9 protein-coding genes are annotated in these 15,514 nt (G+C 48.7%); 4 read left to right on the top strand and 5 right to left on the bottom strand.

The annotated features are described in order from the left end of the window. Window positions 1-296 precede the first annotated feature (296 nt). A complete protein-coding gene (locus LQ567_RS01220) occupies window positions 297-908 on the top strand; it encodes a SatD family protein (RefSeq protein WP_231002269.1) in 612 nt (203 codons plus the stop codon). Further along, window positions 905-1,642, top strand: coding sequence for a DUF3307 domain-containing protein (locus tag LQ567_RS01215; protein ID WP_231002268.1), 738 nt, complete (start codon window positions 905-907; stop codon window positions 1,640-1,642). Before LQ567_RS01220 ends, LQ567_RS01215 begins: the two co-directional genes overlap by 4 nt. 50 nt (window positions 1,643-1,692) lie before the next feature. Here the strand turns inward: LQ567_RS01215 and LQ567_RS01210 are convergent, their stop codons facing one another. Then, window positions 1,693-1,980, bottom strand: a complete 288-nt coding sequence (locus tag LQ567_RS01210) for a hypothetical protein (protein ID WP_231002267.1) — start codon at window positions 1,978-1,980, stop codon at window positions 1,693-1,695. Between the two features lie 66 nt (window positions 1,981-2,046). Between LQ567_RS01210 and LQ567_RS01205 the strand changes: the two genes are divergently transcribed. Beyond that, a complete protein-coding gene (locus LQ567_RS01205) occupies window positions 2,047-5,907 on the top strand; it encodes a TIM-barrel domain-containing protein (RefSeq protein WP_231002266.1) in 3,861 nt (1,286 codons plus the stop codon). Between the two features lie 1,144 nt (window positions 5,908-7,051). Here LQ567_RS01205 and LQ567_RS01200 read toward each other — a convergent pair. The 4 genes from LQ567_RS01200 to LQ567_RS01185 form a co-directional block, all read right to left on the bottom strand. Then, window positions 7,052-8,095, bottom strand: a complete 1,044-nt coding sequence (locus LQ567_RS01200; RefSeq protein WP_231002265.1) for a sterol desaturase family protein — start codon at window positions 8,093-8,095, stop codon at window positions 7,052-7,054. Between the two features lie 139 nt (window positions 8,096-8,234). Then, window positions 8,235-10,100 (bottom strand): arylsulfatase, encoded by a 1,866-nt coding sequence (locus tag LQ567_RS01195; protein WP_231002264.1) that lies wholly within the window; start codon window positions 10,098-10,100, stop codon window positions 8,235-8,237. A 44-nt stretch (window positions 10,101-10,144) separates the two neighbouring features. Beyond that, window positions 10,145-11,677: a RagB/SusD family nutrient uptake outer membrane protein gene (locus LQ567_RS01190; RefSeq protein ID WP_231002263.1), complete on the bottom strand. Its 1,533-nt coding sequence runs from the start codon at window positions 11,675-11,677 to the stop codon at window positions 10,145-10,147. A gap of 23 nt (window positions 11,678-11,700) precedes the next feature. Next, window positions 11,701-14,799, bottom strand: coding sequence for a SusC/RagA family TonB-linked outer membrane protein (locus LQ567_RS01185; protein WP_231002262.1), 3,099 nt, complete (start codon window positions 14,797-14,799; stop codon window positions 11,701-11,703). Window positions 14,800-14,835: 36 nt separating this feature from the next. On the opposite strand from LQ567_RS01185, the gene LQ567_RS01180 reads away from it, so the two are divergent. Beyond that, entirely contained in the window at window positions 14,836-15,123 is a 288-nt protein-coding gene (locus tag LQ567_RS01180; RefSeq protein WP_231002261.1) for a hypothetical protein, read from the top strand. The last annotated feature ends 391 nt before the right edge of the window (window positions 15,124-15,514 follow it).

The raw sequence follows: 15,514 nt of genomic DNA, 5'->3' as shown, positions 1-15,514 counted from the left end.
ATTGTATATATACGCTTAAAATTAAAATGGCGCGGCTAATTTACCATATAAATGATAAAAAAAAGGAGTAAATAGCGTATACGATTGAATAATAGCAGCCTCGGGTCTGCTTTTATAAGCGCTCCGGCAGGCCTCTACTGCTTTCAGGCCTTGCAGAAAAATTTCTAAAATACTAATAATTTTAGTATTTTTACAATACAAAGCCCTCTAATTATAAGCTCTTTAACTAATAATAAAATTTATAAGCATTTAAGATTATAATCTAATTTATAAGTCTATTTGCTTATATTTGAGGCATGATAGCGATCATTACCGGAGATATCATCCGTTCAGAAAGTACGGATCCCAAAGAATGGATGCCTCTATTAAAGAGCTTTTTAAAAAAGCAGGGACAAACGCCGGCAGACTGGGAAATTTACCGGGGTGATGCGTTTCAACTACGCGCACAGCCGGCGGAAGCGCTCTTTAAATGCATGCTGCTGAAAAGCATCATCAAACAAAAAGCAGCACTGGATGTACGGCTCAGCATTGGGTTGGGAGCGGTATCTTATCAAACGGAAAAGATCACGGAGTCGAACGGAACAGCGTTTGTAAGATCAGGCCGGAAATTTGACGGCATGAAGGAAGAAAAGACCACGCTGGCGTTTGCCACCGGCCATGATCAAACCGATGCCACGCTGAATCTTATGGCCCGGTTTGCATCGCTGATCATGGATAACTGGAGCCCGGCAGCAGCGGAAATTGTGTGCCTGTTCCTGGAAAAGCCCGACTGGAACCAGCAACAGATCGCAGAAAAATTAAAGATCAATCAATCGGCCGTAAGTCAGAGCCGTAAACGGGCACAATTTGACCTGCTGATGGATTTTAATACATTTTATCAAACAACGATAACCGGTCTTAACACATGATACTACTCATAAAACTGTTGCTGGCGCATTTACTGGGCGATTTTGTATTGCAGCCGTCCCGCTGGGTGGAAGAAAAAGAACGAAAAACCTACAAAAGCCCTAAACTGTACCTGCACGTACTCATTCATTTTGCATTGATCCTGCTCATTACAATGGATACCCGGTACCTGCCGCTGGCGGCCCTTGTTGCAGGAAGCCACCTCCTGATCGATCTTGCCAAACTCCGGCTGCAAACTGCCAGGAACCGGAAACTGTTTTTTATCCTGGACCAGGCTTTACACCTGGCGGTGATCGTATTTGCGGCCTGGTGGATGGAGCCCTTTGCATGGCACCTGACCACGGCACAGGCAAATGCACTGCTGATTACCACCACCGGCCTGGTATTGCTGACCACCCCGGTTTCCGTAATCATTAAACTGATCCTGTCTAAATGGGCGCCGGCAACGGAAATCAGAACCGATATTATTGAAACCAAATCCCTGCAACATGCCGGCATGATGATCGGTTATATCGAACGCATACTGGTGCTGATCTTTATCCTGAACCTGCAATGGGTAGCCATCGGGTTCCTGGTAACCGCCAAGTCTGTTTTCCGTTTCAGCGATCTTAAGGTTGGCCAGGACCGGAAGCTGACCGAATACATCCTGATCGGCACCCTGTTGAGTTTTGGCATTGCCATCGTAATCGGTGTGATCGTAAATAAGCTGCTCGTATCCGGCTTAACCGGTGCGTAACGCAGCCTGCACCGGTACGATCACAGGCTTTAGCCTTCATCCGCGTGCCGTTACATTGCTATGCTGCTGATCACGGGATTGAAACCGCCTGTACAAGCCTGTTGCAGGAACGCAACGAAGAAGGATACAGGCCCTCCTGTTAATTCGGCTACTCCGGAAACGGGATGTGTTTTCATCAATACAACGTTTACGATAACGCCGGCAATACCCGTATACAATCCTTCCGGCAAACGAAGCAGGTGGTTTTCCAAAACATTCTCAGAATTGATAATTTTTTGAATGCAATCGTTTGTTCTTGATCCGTACCCCAACAATACAACTTGTGCAATCGTTTCCATAAACCCGTTTTTTACGGCAGGGCTTTATTACTTTTACCAGATCATTTTTAATACAATTCAGCTATAATGAATCTGAAATCTGGAACCGCCTTTTTTAAAAAAGGATCCGTTACGATACTCCTTGCCACAGCAACTATTTTTACGGCTACTGCACAAACAACCGCTCCGTTGCCGGTCACAGCAAAACCGGCGGCCGATACCCTTACCATAACCGGAGCAGAAAAAGTAAATGCCACTACCGTAAAGATCCGGTTCAGCAACCGGCAGGAACTGCTGCTCGATTTTTATGGGGAACATATCTTCCGCATGTTTACAGACCCGGCCGGAGGACCGCTCCGGGCACCGGAAGCCACTCCGCCGGCATCCATTCTTACCGACCAACCGCGTAAAGCCGTTTCAAAGCTGGATGTAACGAACCAGCCAGGACAGCTTCTGGTTTCTACCAATGCCGTTACCCTTACGTTCAGCAAAGCCTCCACCCTGCTTAAAATTACCAATAAGAAAAACGGCCGAACCGTATTACAAACGCTTACCCCGGTACTATTTGATAAAAAAAATACCAGTCTGAAACTGAAGGAACAACCGGCTGAATATTTCTATGGAGGCGGTGTACAAAATGGCCGTTTTTCGCACAAGGGCAAGATCATCTCCATCGAAAACCAGAACAGCTGGACAGACGGTGGTGTAGCCTCCCCTACCCCCTTTTACTGGTCGACCAACGGGTATGGTTTTATGTGGTATACCTTTAAAAAAGGGAAATACGATTTTGGTGCAAAAGAAAAAAACACCATCACCCTTTCGCATGAAACCAACTACCTGGATGTATTCTTTATGATTGACCAGGAGCCGGTAGCCTTGCTGAACGATTTTTACCAGCTGACCGGTAACCCGGTACTGTTACCCAAATTTGGCTTTTATGAAGGGCACCTGAATGCTTACAACCGCGACTACTGGAAGGTCGATTCCGTTGGAGTGCTTTTTGAAGACGGCAAGCGCTATAAAGAAAGCCAGAAAGACAACGGAGGTATTAAAGAATCGCTCAACGGTGAAAAGAACAATTATCAATTTTCAGCAAGAGGCGTGATCGACCGTTATAAGGCACACGACCTTCCACTGGGCTGGATCCTTCCCAACGACGGATATGGAGCGGGTTACGGGCAAACAAGCACGCTCGACAGCAATATCCAGAACCTGAAAGCATTTGGCGACTACGCCCGTAAGAACGGCGTACAGATCGGGCTCTGGACACAATCGGATCTTCATCCAAAAGACAGCATCCCGGCGTTGCTGCAACGCGATATCATAAAAGAAGTAGGCATTGCCGGTGTGCGGGTTTTAAAAACCGATGTAGCCTGGGTGGGCCCGGGTTATTCATTCGGTTTGAACGGTGTGTCAGACGTAGGCCATATCATGCCGAAATATGGAAACAACGCCCGGCCGTTTATTATTTCTTTAGACGGATGGGCCGGTACCCAGCGTTATGCCGGCATCTGGAGCGGAGATCAGACCGGTGGTGTTTGGGAGTACATCCGCTTTCACATTCCTACCTACCTGGGATCCGGGCTTTCCGGGCAACCCAATATCACGTCGGATATGGATGGTATTTTCGGTGGCAAAAACACCAACGTAAATACCCGCGACTTCCAGTGGAAAACCTTTACTCCCATGCAGCTGAATATGGATGGATGGGGCTCCAATGAAAAATATCCCTATGCCCTTGGAGAGCCCGTTACTTCAATCAACCGTACCTATCTTAAACTAAAATCGGAGCTGCTGCCGTATACCTACAGCATTGCCAGGCAGGCGGTAAACGGACTGCCCATTATCCGGGCATTGTTCCTTGAATACCCCAATACGTTCACCTATGGAAAGGCTACACAATACCAGTATTTATACGGCCCCTGGTTTTTGGTTGCGCCGATTTACCAGGAAACAAAGGCCGATGAAAAAGGAAACGATATCCGCAACAATATTTACCTGCCGGCCGGTACCTGGATCGATTACTTTTCGGGAGCTGTTTATGAAGGCAACCGTGTGCTTAACAATTTTGAGGCGCCCCTGTGGAAACTACCGGTATTCGTAAAAGCCGGTGCCATTATTCCCATGACGAACCCCAATAATAACGTTACCCAAATAGACCGGACCGCCCGTATTTATGAAATCTATCCTGCAGGCAGCAGCACCTTTACCGAGTATGACGACGATGGTCTTACAGAAGCATACAAATCAGGTGCCGGGGCCACTACGCAGATCCGATCGGCTGTTAAAAAAAATACCGCAACCATTACCGTGTTGCCCACCCGGGGCGATTACGACGGTTTTATAAAAAACAAAACCACCGAGTTCCGGATCAATGTAACCCGGAAGCCTGCTGCAATTGTTGCAAAAACAGGAACCGTGACGATGAAACTAAAAGCGGCTTCGTCACTGGAAGACTTCCGGAAGCAGGTGAACGTTTACTATTATGACGCCGCACCCAACCTGAACCGTTTTGCCACAGCAGGCAGTTCGTTTGCGCAAATGGCGATTGCTAAAAATCCCCAGCTGCTGGTAAAACTGGCGGCCACCGATATTACCACCCATGCGATTACACTTACGGTAAACGGATTTTTCTTTACACCGGAAGATCAGTTGCGTAAACAGCACGGCAAACTGACCGCTCCGTTGCAGGCCCAGGTGATCGACAGCAACCGCCAGGCTTATACCTTAACGCCTAGCTGGAAGAAACAAGCCAATGCCGATTTTTATGAGATCGATTTTAACGGTCAGCAATATACCACCATCCGGGATACCAGTTTGTTGTTCGAAGGACTTACACCTGAAACACCTTACCAGTTCCGGATCCGGGCGGTAAATAAAGATGGACAATCGCCCTGGGCGGCCCTCTCTGCAAAAACAAAAGTAAACCCCCTTGAATTTGCCATCAAGGATATTATGGCCAGCGGATCGGCGCCCGACCAGGAAGGCAGCGAGATTGCCCAGTTGTTTGATTTTGATGAAGGCAATACCTGGCATACCAAATGGGGCACCAAGGCCGTGCCATTTGAACTGGTACTCGATCTGAGATCCGTAAACCAGCTGGATAAGATCCAGTACCTGCCACGCACAAGGGGCAATGGAATATGGCTTAAAGGAAGTATTTCATATGGCACCAGCAAGACTAACTGGACCAATGCTGGTGCTTTTGAATGGGCAAAGAATGGCGATACCAAAACCTTCCCGTTCAGCAACCATCCTACCGCGCGGTATATAAAGATTTCGGTAACAGAAGCCGTGGGTGATTTTGGTTCCGGCCGTGAGCTGTATGTATTTAAAGTACCCGGATCCGAAAGCTACATCCCCGGCGACATCAATAACGACCATATCATCGACAACAATGATCTGACCTCCTATATCAACTATACCGGGTTAAGAAGCGGTGACGGCGACTTTGAAGGTTATATCAGCAACGGGGATATTAATAAGAACGGGCTGATCGATGCCTATGATATTTCCAATGTGGCCACACGTCTTGATGGTGGTGCCGACATGACCACCGTTGATACGCTTCAGGGGCAGATCGAAATCACCACATCAAAAAAGACATACAACAAGGATGAGACCATTGAAATCCTTGTAAAAGGGATCAACCTGAAAGCCGTAAACGGATTGAGTTTTGCGCTGCCTTACAACACACAGGACTATGAGTTTGCCGGTATTACTCCGTTAAACATAAAGGAGCTGGAAAACATGACCAATGACCGGCTGCACAGCAACGGAAAAAAAGTCTTGTATCCCACATTTGTAAACATTGGCGATCAACCCGCGCTGGAAGGCACACAGGACCTGTTCATCATCAAACTGAAAGCAAAACGTAAGCTGGATTTTGAGCTGAAACCGGTGGATGGCATCCTGGTAGACAAACGGCTCAATACAATAGGTTTTTAAGCCCGGGCGTCCCCTACGGGAGACGCCTCGGGAAGATCAGCAACCAGACAGACAACCTGTTTCTTTCCAGGGTCTCCTGGAAAGGGCCCCTGGAAATGATCTACACATTATCATCATATGCTACAAACCCCGGACGTCCCCTGCGGGAGACGTCACGGGAAGATTGGAAATTAAACAGAGGGTTTTCTGGCAATCGTAGTAAACTCATTTCTTATTTCTTTCCAGGGTCTCCTGAAAGGGACCCTGGAAATGCCCGATACATGATATTCTCGCAAGCCCGGTCGTCCCCTGCGGAAGACGCCACGGGAAGATTGAAGGGAACCCGGAAATGCCCGATACATGACATTCTCACAAGCCCGCGCGTCCCCTGCTGGAGACGCCACGAAGATCAGCAACCAGACAGACAACCAGTTTCATTCCAGGGTCTCCTGAAAGGGACCCTGGAAATGCTCGATACATGATATTCTCACAAACCCGGACGTCCCCTGCGGGAGACGCCACGGGAAGATCAGCAACCAGACAGACAACCAGTTTCTTTCCAGGGTCTCCTGAAAGAGACCCTGGAAATGCTCGATACATGATATTCTCACAAACCCGGACGTCCCCTGCGGGAGACGCCACGGGAAGATCAGCAACCAGACAGACAACCAGTTTCTTTCCAGGGTCTCCTGAAAGAGACCCTGGAAATGCTCGATACATGATATTCTCGCAAACCCGGACGTCCCCTGCGGGAGACGTCACGGGAAGATTGGAAATTAAACAGGCGCCTTCTGGCAATCGTAATAAACGCATTCTTTATTTCTTTCCAGGGTCTCCTGTAAAGGGACCCCGGAAATGCTTCATACATGATATTCTCGCAAACCCGGGCGTCCCCCAAGGAAGACGCCACGAAGATCAGTAACCAGACAGAGAACCTGCTTCTTTCCAGGGTCTCCTGAAAGGGACCTTGGAAATGCCCGATACATGATATTCTCGCAAACCCGGACGTCCCCTGCGGGAGACGTCACGGGAAGATCAGCAACCAGACAGAGAACCTGCTTCATTCCAGGGTCTCCTGAAAGGGACCCTGGAAATGCTCGATACATGATATTCTCACAAACCCGGACGTCCCCTAAGGGAGACGCCACCGGAAGGCGACCCATACTCAGGGCCGCGGCTCTTCTGCAACCACCGGTCCTCCTTTAGCCAGCTCACTTCCCTGCTTCTTGGATTTAAACACCGGCCAAAGAAACTGCGCATACCATTCTTCCTCCTGATATGATTTGATTCCATAGGTTTCGGGGTATTTGCGGGTAATGATGCCCGTGCCAAAGATCAGGTCCCAGATAAAGAACATGTTTCCAAAATTCCCCTTGTAATGACCGATACCGTCGTCTGTGGTATCGGCATGATGAGCATGATGCGTGGCCGGTGTGGAGATCAGTCGTTCCAGTACCCAGCCAACAGGATGCAGCCAGCGGTTGGTATAAAAAGGCCGGTCCCATTTAATACTGCTATGCGCCGAAAGCGTGATCAGCGATTTTACACCGCCAACAAATAAGGCAGGTAATCCCAGGCCGAGGTAAGTAAGGATTGCAATCAGGTAGATCTGCGAAAAAAAGATGGTATAAATAATATTTTGCCGGCTGGCCATCGACATGCCCATATAGGGAGCGGAATGATGCGTACGGTGAAACCGCCAGAGAAAGGGCACCTGGTGATGCAGCCGGTGATACCAGTATTGGGTAAGATCATCTGCCACCGCTATGATCAGCGCGCCCCACCAGAACGGCACCCATACAAATAGATTTTTAACATCCGGCAACAACAACGGCAGCAGTTTCAGGCTGAAAAAAGTAAGCACCGGGATGAACAGGATCTTGGGCGCCACAAAACAAACCAGGTCCAGGATCTTTTCATTACGCGTCCAGCGGCGGTTTTCATAAAGACCCGCGATCACCTCAATGATTCCAACCACGATGGCCAGTACAATAAGCCCCCATTTACGGAGATGGGTAAATGTTGACTGCAGCCAGGACGGAATATTTTCCCGCATGATCCGCAGGTTTTCGGCGGTACTTTGCTGCCAGGGTTTTTCATCTGCTACATAAAAATAGAATAACATTAACGCAACCGGCAACAGGTACAATCCAACGCTGACCAGTATGTCCCGGGTCAGCTTCCGGGGCTTTTCAATTTTATAATGCATATCAAATCATTTAGGGTGTCAGCAATAATTGCAGCAGGTAAAGACCACCGGCTATAAAAGCCAGTGGTACCATTACAATGCTGATACTGATAATTATTTTTTTTGCGAGTATATTCAGATCGTTCATAAACCTTGTATTTTATTTCCCGGTAGCAGGGGTGGTTGTTTTATACACCGCGGGCTGATAATTTTTATGGATCCGTTTTTCATACACATCTTCCCAGTCGATCAACGGGTACAACTGATTCTTTTCAGCCTGCTGATCAAACAACTTTTTCAGGGCTTCGAGTTTTTCCGGGTATTTTTTTGCCAGGTTCACCCGTTCGTTAAAATCCTCGTTCAGGTTATACAATTCCCAGGTATCTTTTTCCCAGCGGTCCGGATCACCTTTCCAGCCGGTACCCCGTGTTTTTACATAATCGATGGCATCCGGATGATGAGCGGCAGCAGCTTTCCATCCATCGGCATAGATGGACCGGGCGCCGAAAATATAGTAATGTTGTATTTTATGATCGGCAGTTGCACCGGCATCATTCAGTGTTTTAAATAACGAATATCCCTGGATGGTATCCTGCGGAAGATTCCGTATAGCAGCCGGTGCCTTTATTCCAACAAGATCGAGCGTTGTAGGCAGGATATCGATCACATGGCTGTACTGCGTACGGATACCGCCTTTTTCCCGGATGCCTTCCGGGTAAAAAATGATCAGCGGGTTGTGTGTGCCGCCTTCGGCATTGGCATCCTGTTTCCACTGCCGGAATGGCGTATTGGTAGCCTGCGCCCATCCCAGCGGATAATTGGTGTTCTTTCCCTGGGGCAATCCGATATCATCAATACGGGAAAGATTGTACCGGAACTGTTCTTCTTCTGTTTGTTTGCCAATCAGGTTACGGGTTTGCAGCGTTCCCTGGAACGTACCTTCTTTACTGGCTCCGTTATCCCCGATCATGACCACCACCACGGTATTTTCCAGGAGGTTTGTCTCTTTCAGATAATGGATCAGCCGGCCTACACAATAATCGGTATAGGTAAGATAACCGGCATACGCTTCCATAAACCGGGCGTATAACTTTTTCTTGTCTGCCGGCAATTGATCCCAGGCGGGTACATCTGCATTGCGACCGGGCAATTGGGCATTTTTTGGCACTACGCCCAGCCGGATCTGGTTGGCGAGTACCTTTTCACGATACCGGTCCCACCCTTCATCAAAGGCACCTTTATACCGGTTGCTGAACTCCGGTGCCACCTGGTGCGGTGCATGTACGGCACCAGGTGCATAATACAGGAAGAACGGTTTACCCGGAGCCGCCTGTTGCTGCTTTTGGATATACCCGATCGCCTTATCGGTGATCTGATCGTTCAGGTGGCGGCCATCCGTTTTTATATGCGCATTGTTCTCTACCAGGTCCGGTTCATACTGATCGGTCTGGGATCCCAGGAAACCAAAGAATTGCTCAAATCCTTTTCCACCGGGCCAGCGGTCGAAAGGACCGGCATCCGTAGCCTCCTCATCTGGTGTGAGCCCGTATTTTCCCACAGCAAACGTATTGTAGCCATTGGATTGCAGGATCTGGGCAATGGTTCCCTTATCATCGGGGATACGGCCGCTCCATCCCGGGAAACCGGCCGACATCGCCACATGAGAAAATCCGCCAACGCCCACGTAATGCGAGTTCCGGCCGGTGAGCAAGGCAGCACGGGTAGGCGCGCAAATGGCAGCCGTATGAAAATTGGTATACCGCAGCCCGTTATTCGCCAGTGAATCGAAGGTAGGTGTCTGAATCAGTCCGCCAAAACTGCTGGAGGCCCCATATCCTACATCATCCAGTAAAATCCATACCACATTGGGTGCATGGGCGGGTGGCGTTACCGGTTTGGGCCACCACTCTTCGGAACCCGCCAGTGTTTTACCAACCTTGCCCTGAAAGGGTATTTTTTGCTGACCCGTTACGTGAAGGGTCGTCATGAGCAGCAGTGCAAAACCTGCAATAATTCTGATTTTCATAATTTCATTTTTTTTAAAACGGTTGATGTTAAAAAATCCGCGGACTATTTGCTATAGCCGGGGTTTTGAGTAAGCTGACTGTTTAAATCGATCTCTATTTGCGGGATGGGGAACCGGTAATTCTTTTCCGACACATTGCCGGCCTTAGCGGCGATTTTTTTCAATGCATCCACCAGCGCGCCCTTACGTACCAGGTCGAACCACCGGTTGCCTTCCTGTACCAGCTCCTTCCGGCGCTCAAGGAACACAGCTTCCCTGAATCCGGTCTGATCCAAGCCGGAAAGATCCCGGCTATGATCGGTATAGCTGCCATTGCCGGTATACAAACCATACGCGCGGGCCCTGACGATATTTAATGCTTTATAGGCCTCAGCTACCGGTCCCTGCAGCTCATTCAGCACTTCTGCATACAGCAACAGGATATCCGCGTAGCGGAGTACCGGATAGTTGACCCCGCTCTGGGCCTGGTTGGTAATGGGGTTCAAACTGAAATCAATAAACTTTGCGTAGCGGGTTACCGGGGAAAAATCCACCTCCTGCCCCGTAGCCGGATTCAGCATCTTTGTAAAAAAGGTGGCTGCCTTACGGGTATCCGCATCGTCAAAGATGTTGGGAAGATTTTCATCCGGTACATCGCCGGGAAACGATTTGGGATTAAAGGAATTGAAGTTAGAACCGCTCAAAAAATTCTGAACGTTGCGCGCACCCAGGTTCGATTCATATTGTACCGAAAACAAGTGCTCCCTGCCATTCTTGGTGGGTTTCTGAAATGCATCTTTAAACACAGGAAAGAGGTCATAACCATAACTGCCCTTTGCCGCGGTAAAAGTGCCTGCCGTAAGGATCTTTTCCAGCGTGGTCCGCGCCAGCCCCCAGTTCTTTGTGGTTACGTATACCTTCGCAAGCAGCCCCCAGGCAGCACCGGCCGTAGCACGCCCTTTATCTGCGCTCGAATAAGAGCCGGGCAATGCTGTTGCAGCCGTCAGGTCACCGATTACCTGCGTATATACCGCTTCCGGTTCTGCCCTTGCTACCTTTACATCTTCAAGATTGGTAGACGTAGGATTGTGGAGTACCAGCGGCACACCGCCAAACAAGCGCACCAGGTTAAAATACAGCAGGCCTCTGATAAACCGGGCTTCATTTATAAGCCGGTTCTTCGTAGTTTCATCCATTTCAATACCCGGTATTTTATCAATGGCCACATTCGCCCGGTTGATGCCATAGTAATGCTGTTGCCATATTTTCCGCACCCGGTCGTTCTCTGCAACATAGGTGATGGTTCCAATGGCCCGCACATCGGGGTTGGTATTGGAAGGACTGAATACCTGCTCGTCGGATCCGTTGCTGATCAGGATATTCAGGTTACGGCCATAGATGGGAAAATCCCCGGCAGGATCACCATTGAGGCTTCCATATGCCGCATTCACGGCGCTGATGGCATCCGCAGCTGTTTTATAATACTGGTCTTCGGTAATGACCGATTCCGGGAGTTCTTGTAGTTTATTGCAACTGGTCATGGCGATTGCAGCAATGAAATACACAGACCGGAAGATTCCTTTCAATATGAAATTCATAACAGATAATATTATTTAAGTGATTAAATGGTGATGTTTAGCCCAACAAGAACGGTTTTGGTAGAGGGATAGATCCCGTAGTCGATGCCTTGCTTGGTATTATCCACATCATACAGGTTTGCCTCCGGATCCAGTCCACTGTAAGGCGTTGCCGTAATAAGGTTTTGCCCGGTGATATAAAACCGCAGTTTGGTAATTTTATATTTCGTAAGCAGATGGGCAGGCAGTGTATACCCCAACGTAATATTCTTTACCCGCAAAAAAGAAGCATCCTCAATATACCGGTCAATCACCTGGGGTACGGGGGAATTGGTAGCCCGGGGTTCCTTACCCTCCGGATGTTCAGGACTCCACCGGTCCAGCAGCGATGCCGAAGCATTCAGCGACAAGGTTGGGATCTCCAGCTTCTGGCGGATAAAGTTAAACACCTTGTTGCCATAGGTTCCCTGGAGAAAAACGGAAAGATCAAAACCGTACGCGGCCAGGTTATTCGTAAATCCAAACGTAAACCGGGGTTGTGCGTTTCCAAGGTTTACTTTATCCGCGGTGGTGATCACACCATCCTGGTTGGCATCCACATATTTCCGGTCGCCTTCCACTTGTGATACGCCTGCAAGTTTGGGTACATTTGCCGCAAGATCTGCAGCCGTCAGCAATCCATCCGTACGGTATCCCCAAAAGGTAGAAACGGGAAGACCCACTTTTACAATAACCGGCGACACAAATCCTGTAGGTGCCACGGGGTAATAATAATTCACCCCGTCACCCAGGTTCAACACCTTATTCCTGTTGGCCGCAAAAACGATGGAAGATTTCCAGCTAAAGCGGCGCCCCCTGATATTATCGGTATTGAGAGAAAATTCGATTCCCCTGTTGGAAACACTCCCGGCATTTTTCAATACCGTATTATACCCGGTATATAAGGGGAAGGGCACAAACAATAGCAGATCGCTGGTCTTCTTCCCGTACACATCTGCTGTAATGCTGATCCGGTTCTTAAAAAAGCCGGCATCAATTCCCAGGTTCCATTGCGTAGTGGTTTCCCACTTCAGGTTTTCATTCGCCAGCTGCGTTGGTGCAACACCTGTAACCAGGGCACCGTTGAAAAAATAGTTACTGGCGGCCAATACGGAAAGCGAACTGTAAGGCGGTACTTCAGAATTGCCCGTTTGTCCGTACGATGCCCGCAACTTCAGATTGGAGACCGCATCGCTTTGCTCCAGGAAGCGCTCCTTTACCGCATTCCAGGATACACCTACGGAAGGGAAAAATCCCCATTTATTGTTTTTGCCCAGCCGCGAAGAGCCATCCGCCCGTTGGGTAAGGGATACCGAATATTTATCATCCAATGTATAATTGATCCTGCCCAGGAACGAGTTCAGCGCCGCAGCATGTGCATCCGAAGCGGGCAATACCGCCGTTCCGCCCAGGGAAAGATTGTTATACTCCGTAAGGTCCGATGCAAACTTCTGTGCACCCGCTACCGTACTTTCATCTTCCGAATATTGGGTGGTATACCCCAGCAATACATTCACGGCATGGCGGTCCCGGATGTTTTTTGAATAGGTCAGCGTGTTTTCATTCAGCCAGGAACTTCCCTGCACATTGCCAACAGCGGCGATACCACCGGCAGCATAACCTGCTGCAGTATAGGAAGGCGCATAATAATTTTGTTTGGTGGTCAACTGATCCATACCAAAAGAAGATTTGAGCACCAGCCCCTCTATGATCCGGTATTCAACAAACGCATTCGCCAGGCTGCGGGCGATCTGTGTTTCGTTTTTTGTATCCACGATATCGCGGAGGGCATTTGTTGGAGTAGCAATATAGGGGTTCTGGTTGTTGTAGCTGCCATCCTCATTCCAGATCTTTACAATGGAAGGCGTAAGCACCAATGTGGGAAAGGCACCATTAAAACCGATGCTTCCAAAATTAGCACCGGAAAGTTTATCCTGGCCAGCCCTGCTCAGGTATACATTGGCCGCTACCGTAAACTTACTGTTTAGTTCCCGCTCATAGTTGATGCGCCCGGAATAACGCCGGAAACCGGTATTCAGGATCACACCATCCTGGTCAAAATAATTGCCGGAGATCAGGAACCGCGACTTCTCATCACCGCCGGATATAGACAGTTCATGATTTTGCGTTGCAGCGCCTCGCAATGCCGCATGCTGCCAGTTGTAACCTTCACCAAATGCCTCGATCTGCGCGGGTGTAAACGTTGCCGCCTGGTTATCGCTCTTATTGATATCATTGATCAGCGATGCCCATTGTGCCCCATTCAGCAGTTGATGTGTTTTTGCTGCTTCCTGTTTACCGAAATAACCGCTGTAATTCAGTTCTGTTCTTCCTTTGCGGCCCTTCTTGGTGGTAATGATCACCACGCCGTTCGCGCCCCTCGATCCATAAATGGCGGTAGCCGCTGCATCTTTTAGGATATCGATCGACTCAATATCCGAGGGATTGATGGTTGACAGTGCATTGATGCCGCTTCCGCTGGATGCACCGGTATTGGTGAGGTTGTTATTATTGTAAACAATAAACCCATCGATCACATAGAGCGGATCATTTCCGAAATTAATGGAATTGCCGCCGCGGATCCGGATGGTAGCGGTACTGCCCGGCTGTCCGGATGATTGGGTAACCGCAACGCCGGAAACCGAGCCCTGAAGCAGGTTATCAAAGGCCACTGCCGGCTGCGAGAGTCCGGTTTTTGACACCGAGGCTACAGACCCCGTTATACTGCTTCGCTTTTGGGTACCGTATCCTACAACTACCACTTCACCCAGATCATTTTTCCGTCGCTCCAACGGCACGGTAACAACCGGCTCTGTTACATAAATTTCCCGGGTTTCATATCCTACAAAAGATACAATGATGGTAAACGGCAGCTTCTGCCCTGTTCTCAAATTAAAATGGCCTTTTTCATCGGCCCGTGATTGGTTGGTGGTGCCCTTGATCAATACCGTGGCGCCGTCGAGCGGCAGTTTCGACAACGAGTCATATACATGACCCGTAAACTGCGTATTGATAATGGTATGCGGCTCTTGTGAATAAACGTTTTTCTGCAGCAGTGTAAACAATGAGGTTAGCAATAAAAAAACGGTAAACTTTTTTTTCATTACATTTGATTTGCATTAAATAATAAGGTGGCCTGTATGCAATTGCATACCGGATCTTTTAACAGGGAAACACTTTATGATGCAGCCGGGTATCTGCGCCAACAGGCCCGGCATTTTTATATAATTTCTACGAGTCGTCCATTGCGAAAAAATCGGTTAAGTAAAAGAAAAGATGAAAAAGGAAAAAGCCTGAAAGAAGGCGTGGGATTAACAACTGCAACAACAGACAAAGGGATTAAACATGCACCCTTTGTTCCACATCAATGGTTTTTGATTCATCCTGTTATTGAAAAACGGGGAGTTCATAATAAGTTGCAAGATTAGCAGTATTTTTTTAGTCCACCAAATTTATAGACTAATATTTCTTTCCAGGGTCTCCAGCAAGGGACCCTGGAAATGATCGGCGCCTCATCATCGTACACCGCAAACCCCAGACGTCCCCTGCGGGAGACGTCACGGGAAGATGGGAAACTAAACAGGGACCTTCTGACAATCGTAATAAACGCATTCCTTATTTCTTTCCAGGGTCTCCTGCAAGGGACCCAGGAAATGAGCTGTACATTATCATCATACACCGCACTCCCCCCGGACGTCCCCCTGCGGGAGACGTCACGGGAAGATGGGAAACTAAACAGGGACCTTCTGACAATCGTAATAAACGCATTCCTTATTTCTTTCCAGGGTCTCCTGCAAGGGACCCAGGAAATGAGCTGTA

The organism is Niabella pedocola, from assembly GCF_021044425.1.
GTDB lineage: Bacteria > Bacteroidota > Bacteroidia > Chitinophagales > Chitinophagaceae > Niabella > Niabella pedocola.
The sequence above is the reverse complement of the archived record's forward strand: the minus strand, read 5'-3'. Positions and strand labels throughout refer to the sequence as shown.

What these genes read in the sequence shown, in the direction of transcription:
- LQ567_RS01210 (WP_231002267.1), bottom strand. Translation starts at nt 1,980, where the DNA reads ATGGAAACGATTGCACAAGTTGTATTGTTGGGGTACGGATCAAGAACA.
- LQ567_RS01205 (WP_231002266.1), top strand. Translation starts at nt 2,047, where the DNA reads ATGAATCTGAAATCTGGAACCGCCTTTTTTAAAAAAGGATCCGTTACG.
- LQ567_RS01195 (WP_231002264.1), bottom strand. Translation starts at nt 10,100, where the DNA reads ATGAAAATCAGAATTATTGCAGGTTTTGCACTGCTGCTCATGACGACC.
- LQ567_RS01215 (WP_231002268.1), top strand. Translation starts at nt 905, where the DNA reads ATGATACTACTCATAAAACTGTTGCTGGCGCATTTACTGGGCGATTTT.
- LQ567_RS01190 (WP_231002263.1), bottom strand. Translation starts at nt 11,677, where the DNA reads ATGAATTTCATATTGAAAGGAATCTTCCGGTCTGTGTATTTCATTGCT.
- LQ567_RS01185 (WP_231002262.1), bottom strand. Translation starts at nt 14,799, where the DNA reads ATGAAAAAAAAGTTTACCGTTTTTTTATTGCTAACCTCATTGTTTACA.
- LQ567_RS01200 (WP_231002265.1), bottom strand. Translation starts at nt 8,095, where the DNA reads ATGCATTATAAAATTGAAAAGCCCCGGAAGCTGACCCGGGACATACTG.
- LQ567_RS01220 (WP_231002269.1), top strand. Translation starts at nt 297, where the DNA reads ATGATAGCGATCATTACCGGAGATATCATCCGTTCAGAAAGTACGGAT.
- LQ567_RS01180 (WP_231002261.1), top strand. Translation starts at nt 14,836, where the DNA reads ATGCAATTGCATACCGGATCTTTTAACAGGGAAACACTTTATGATGCA.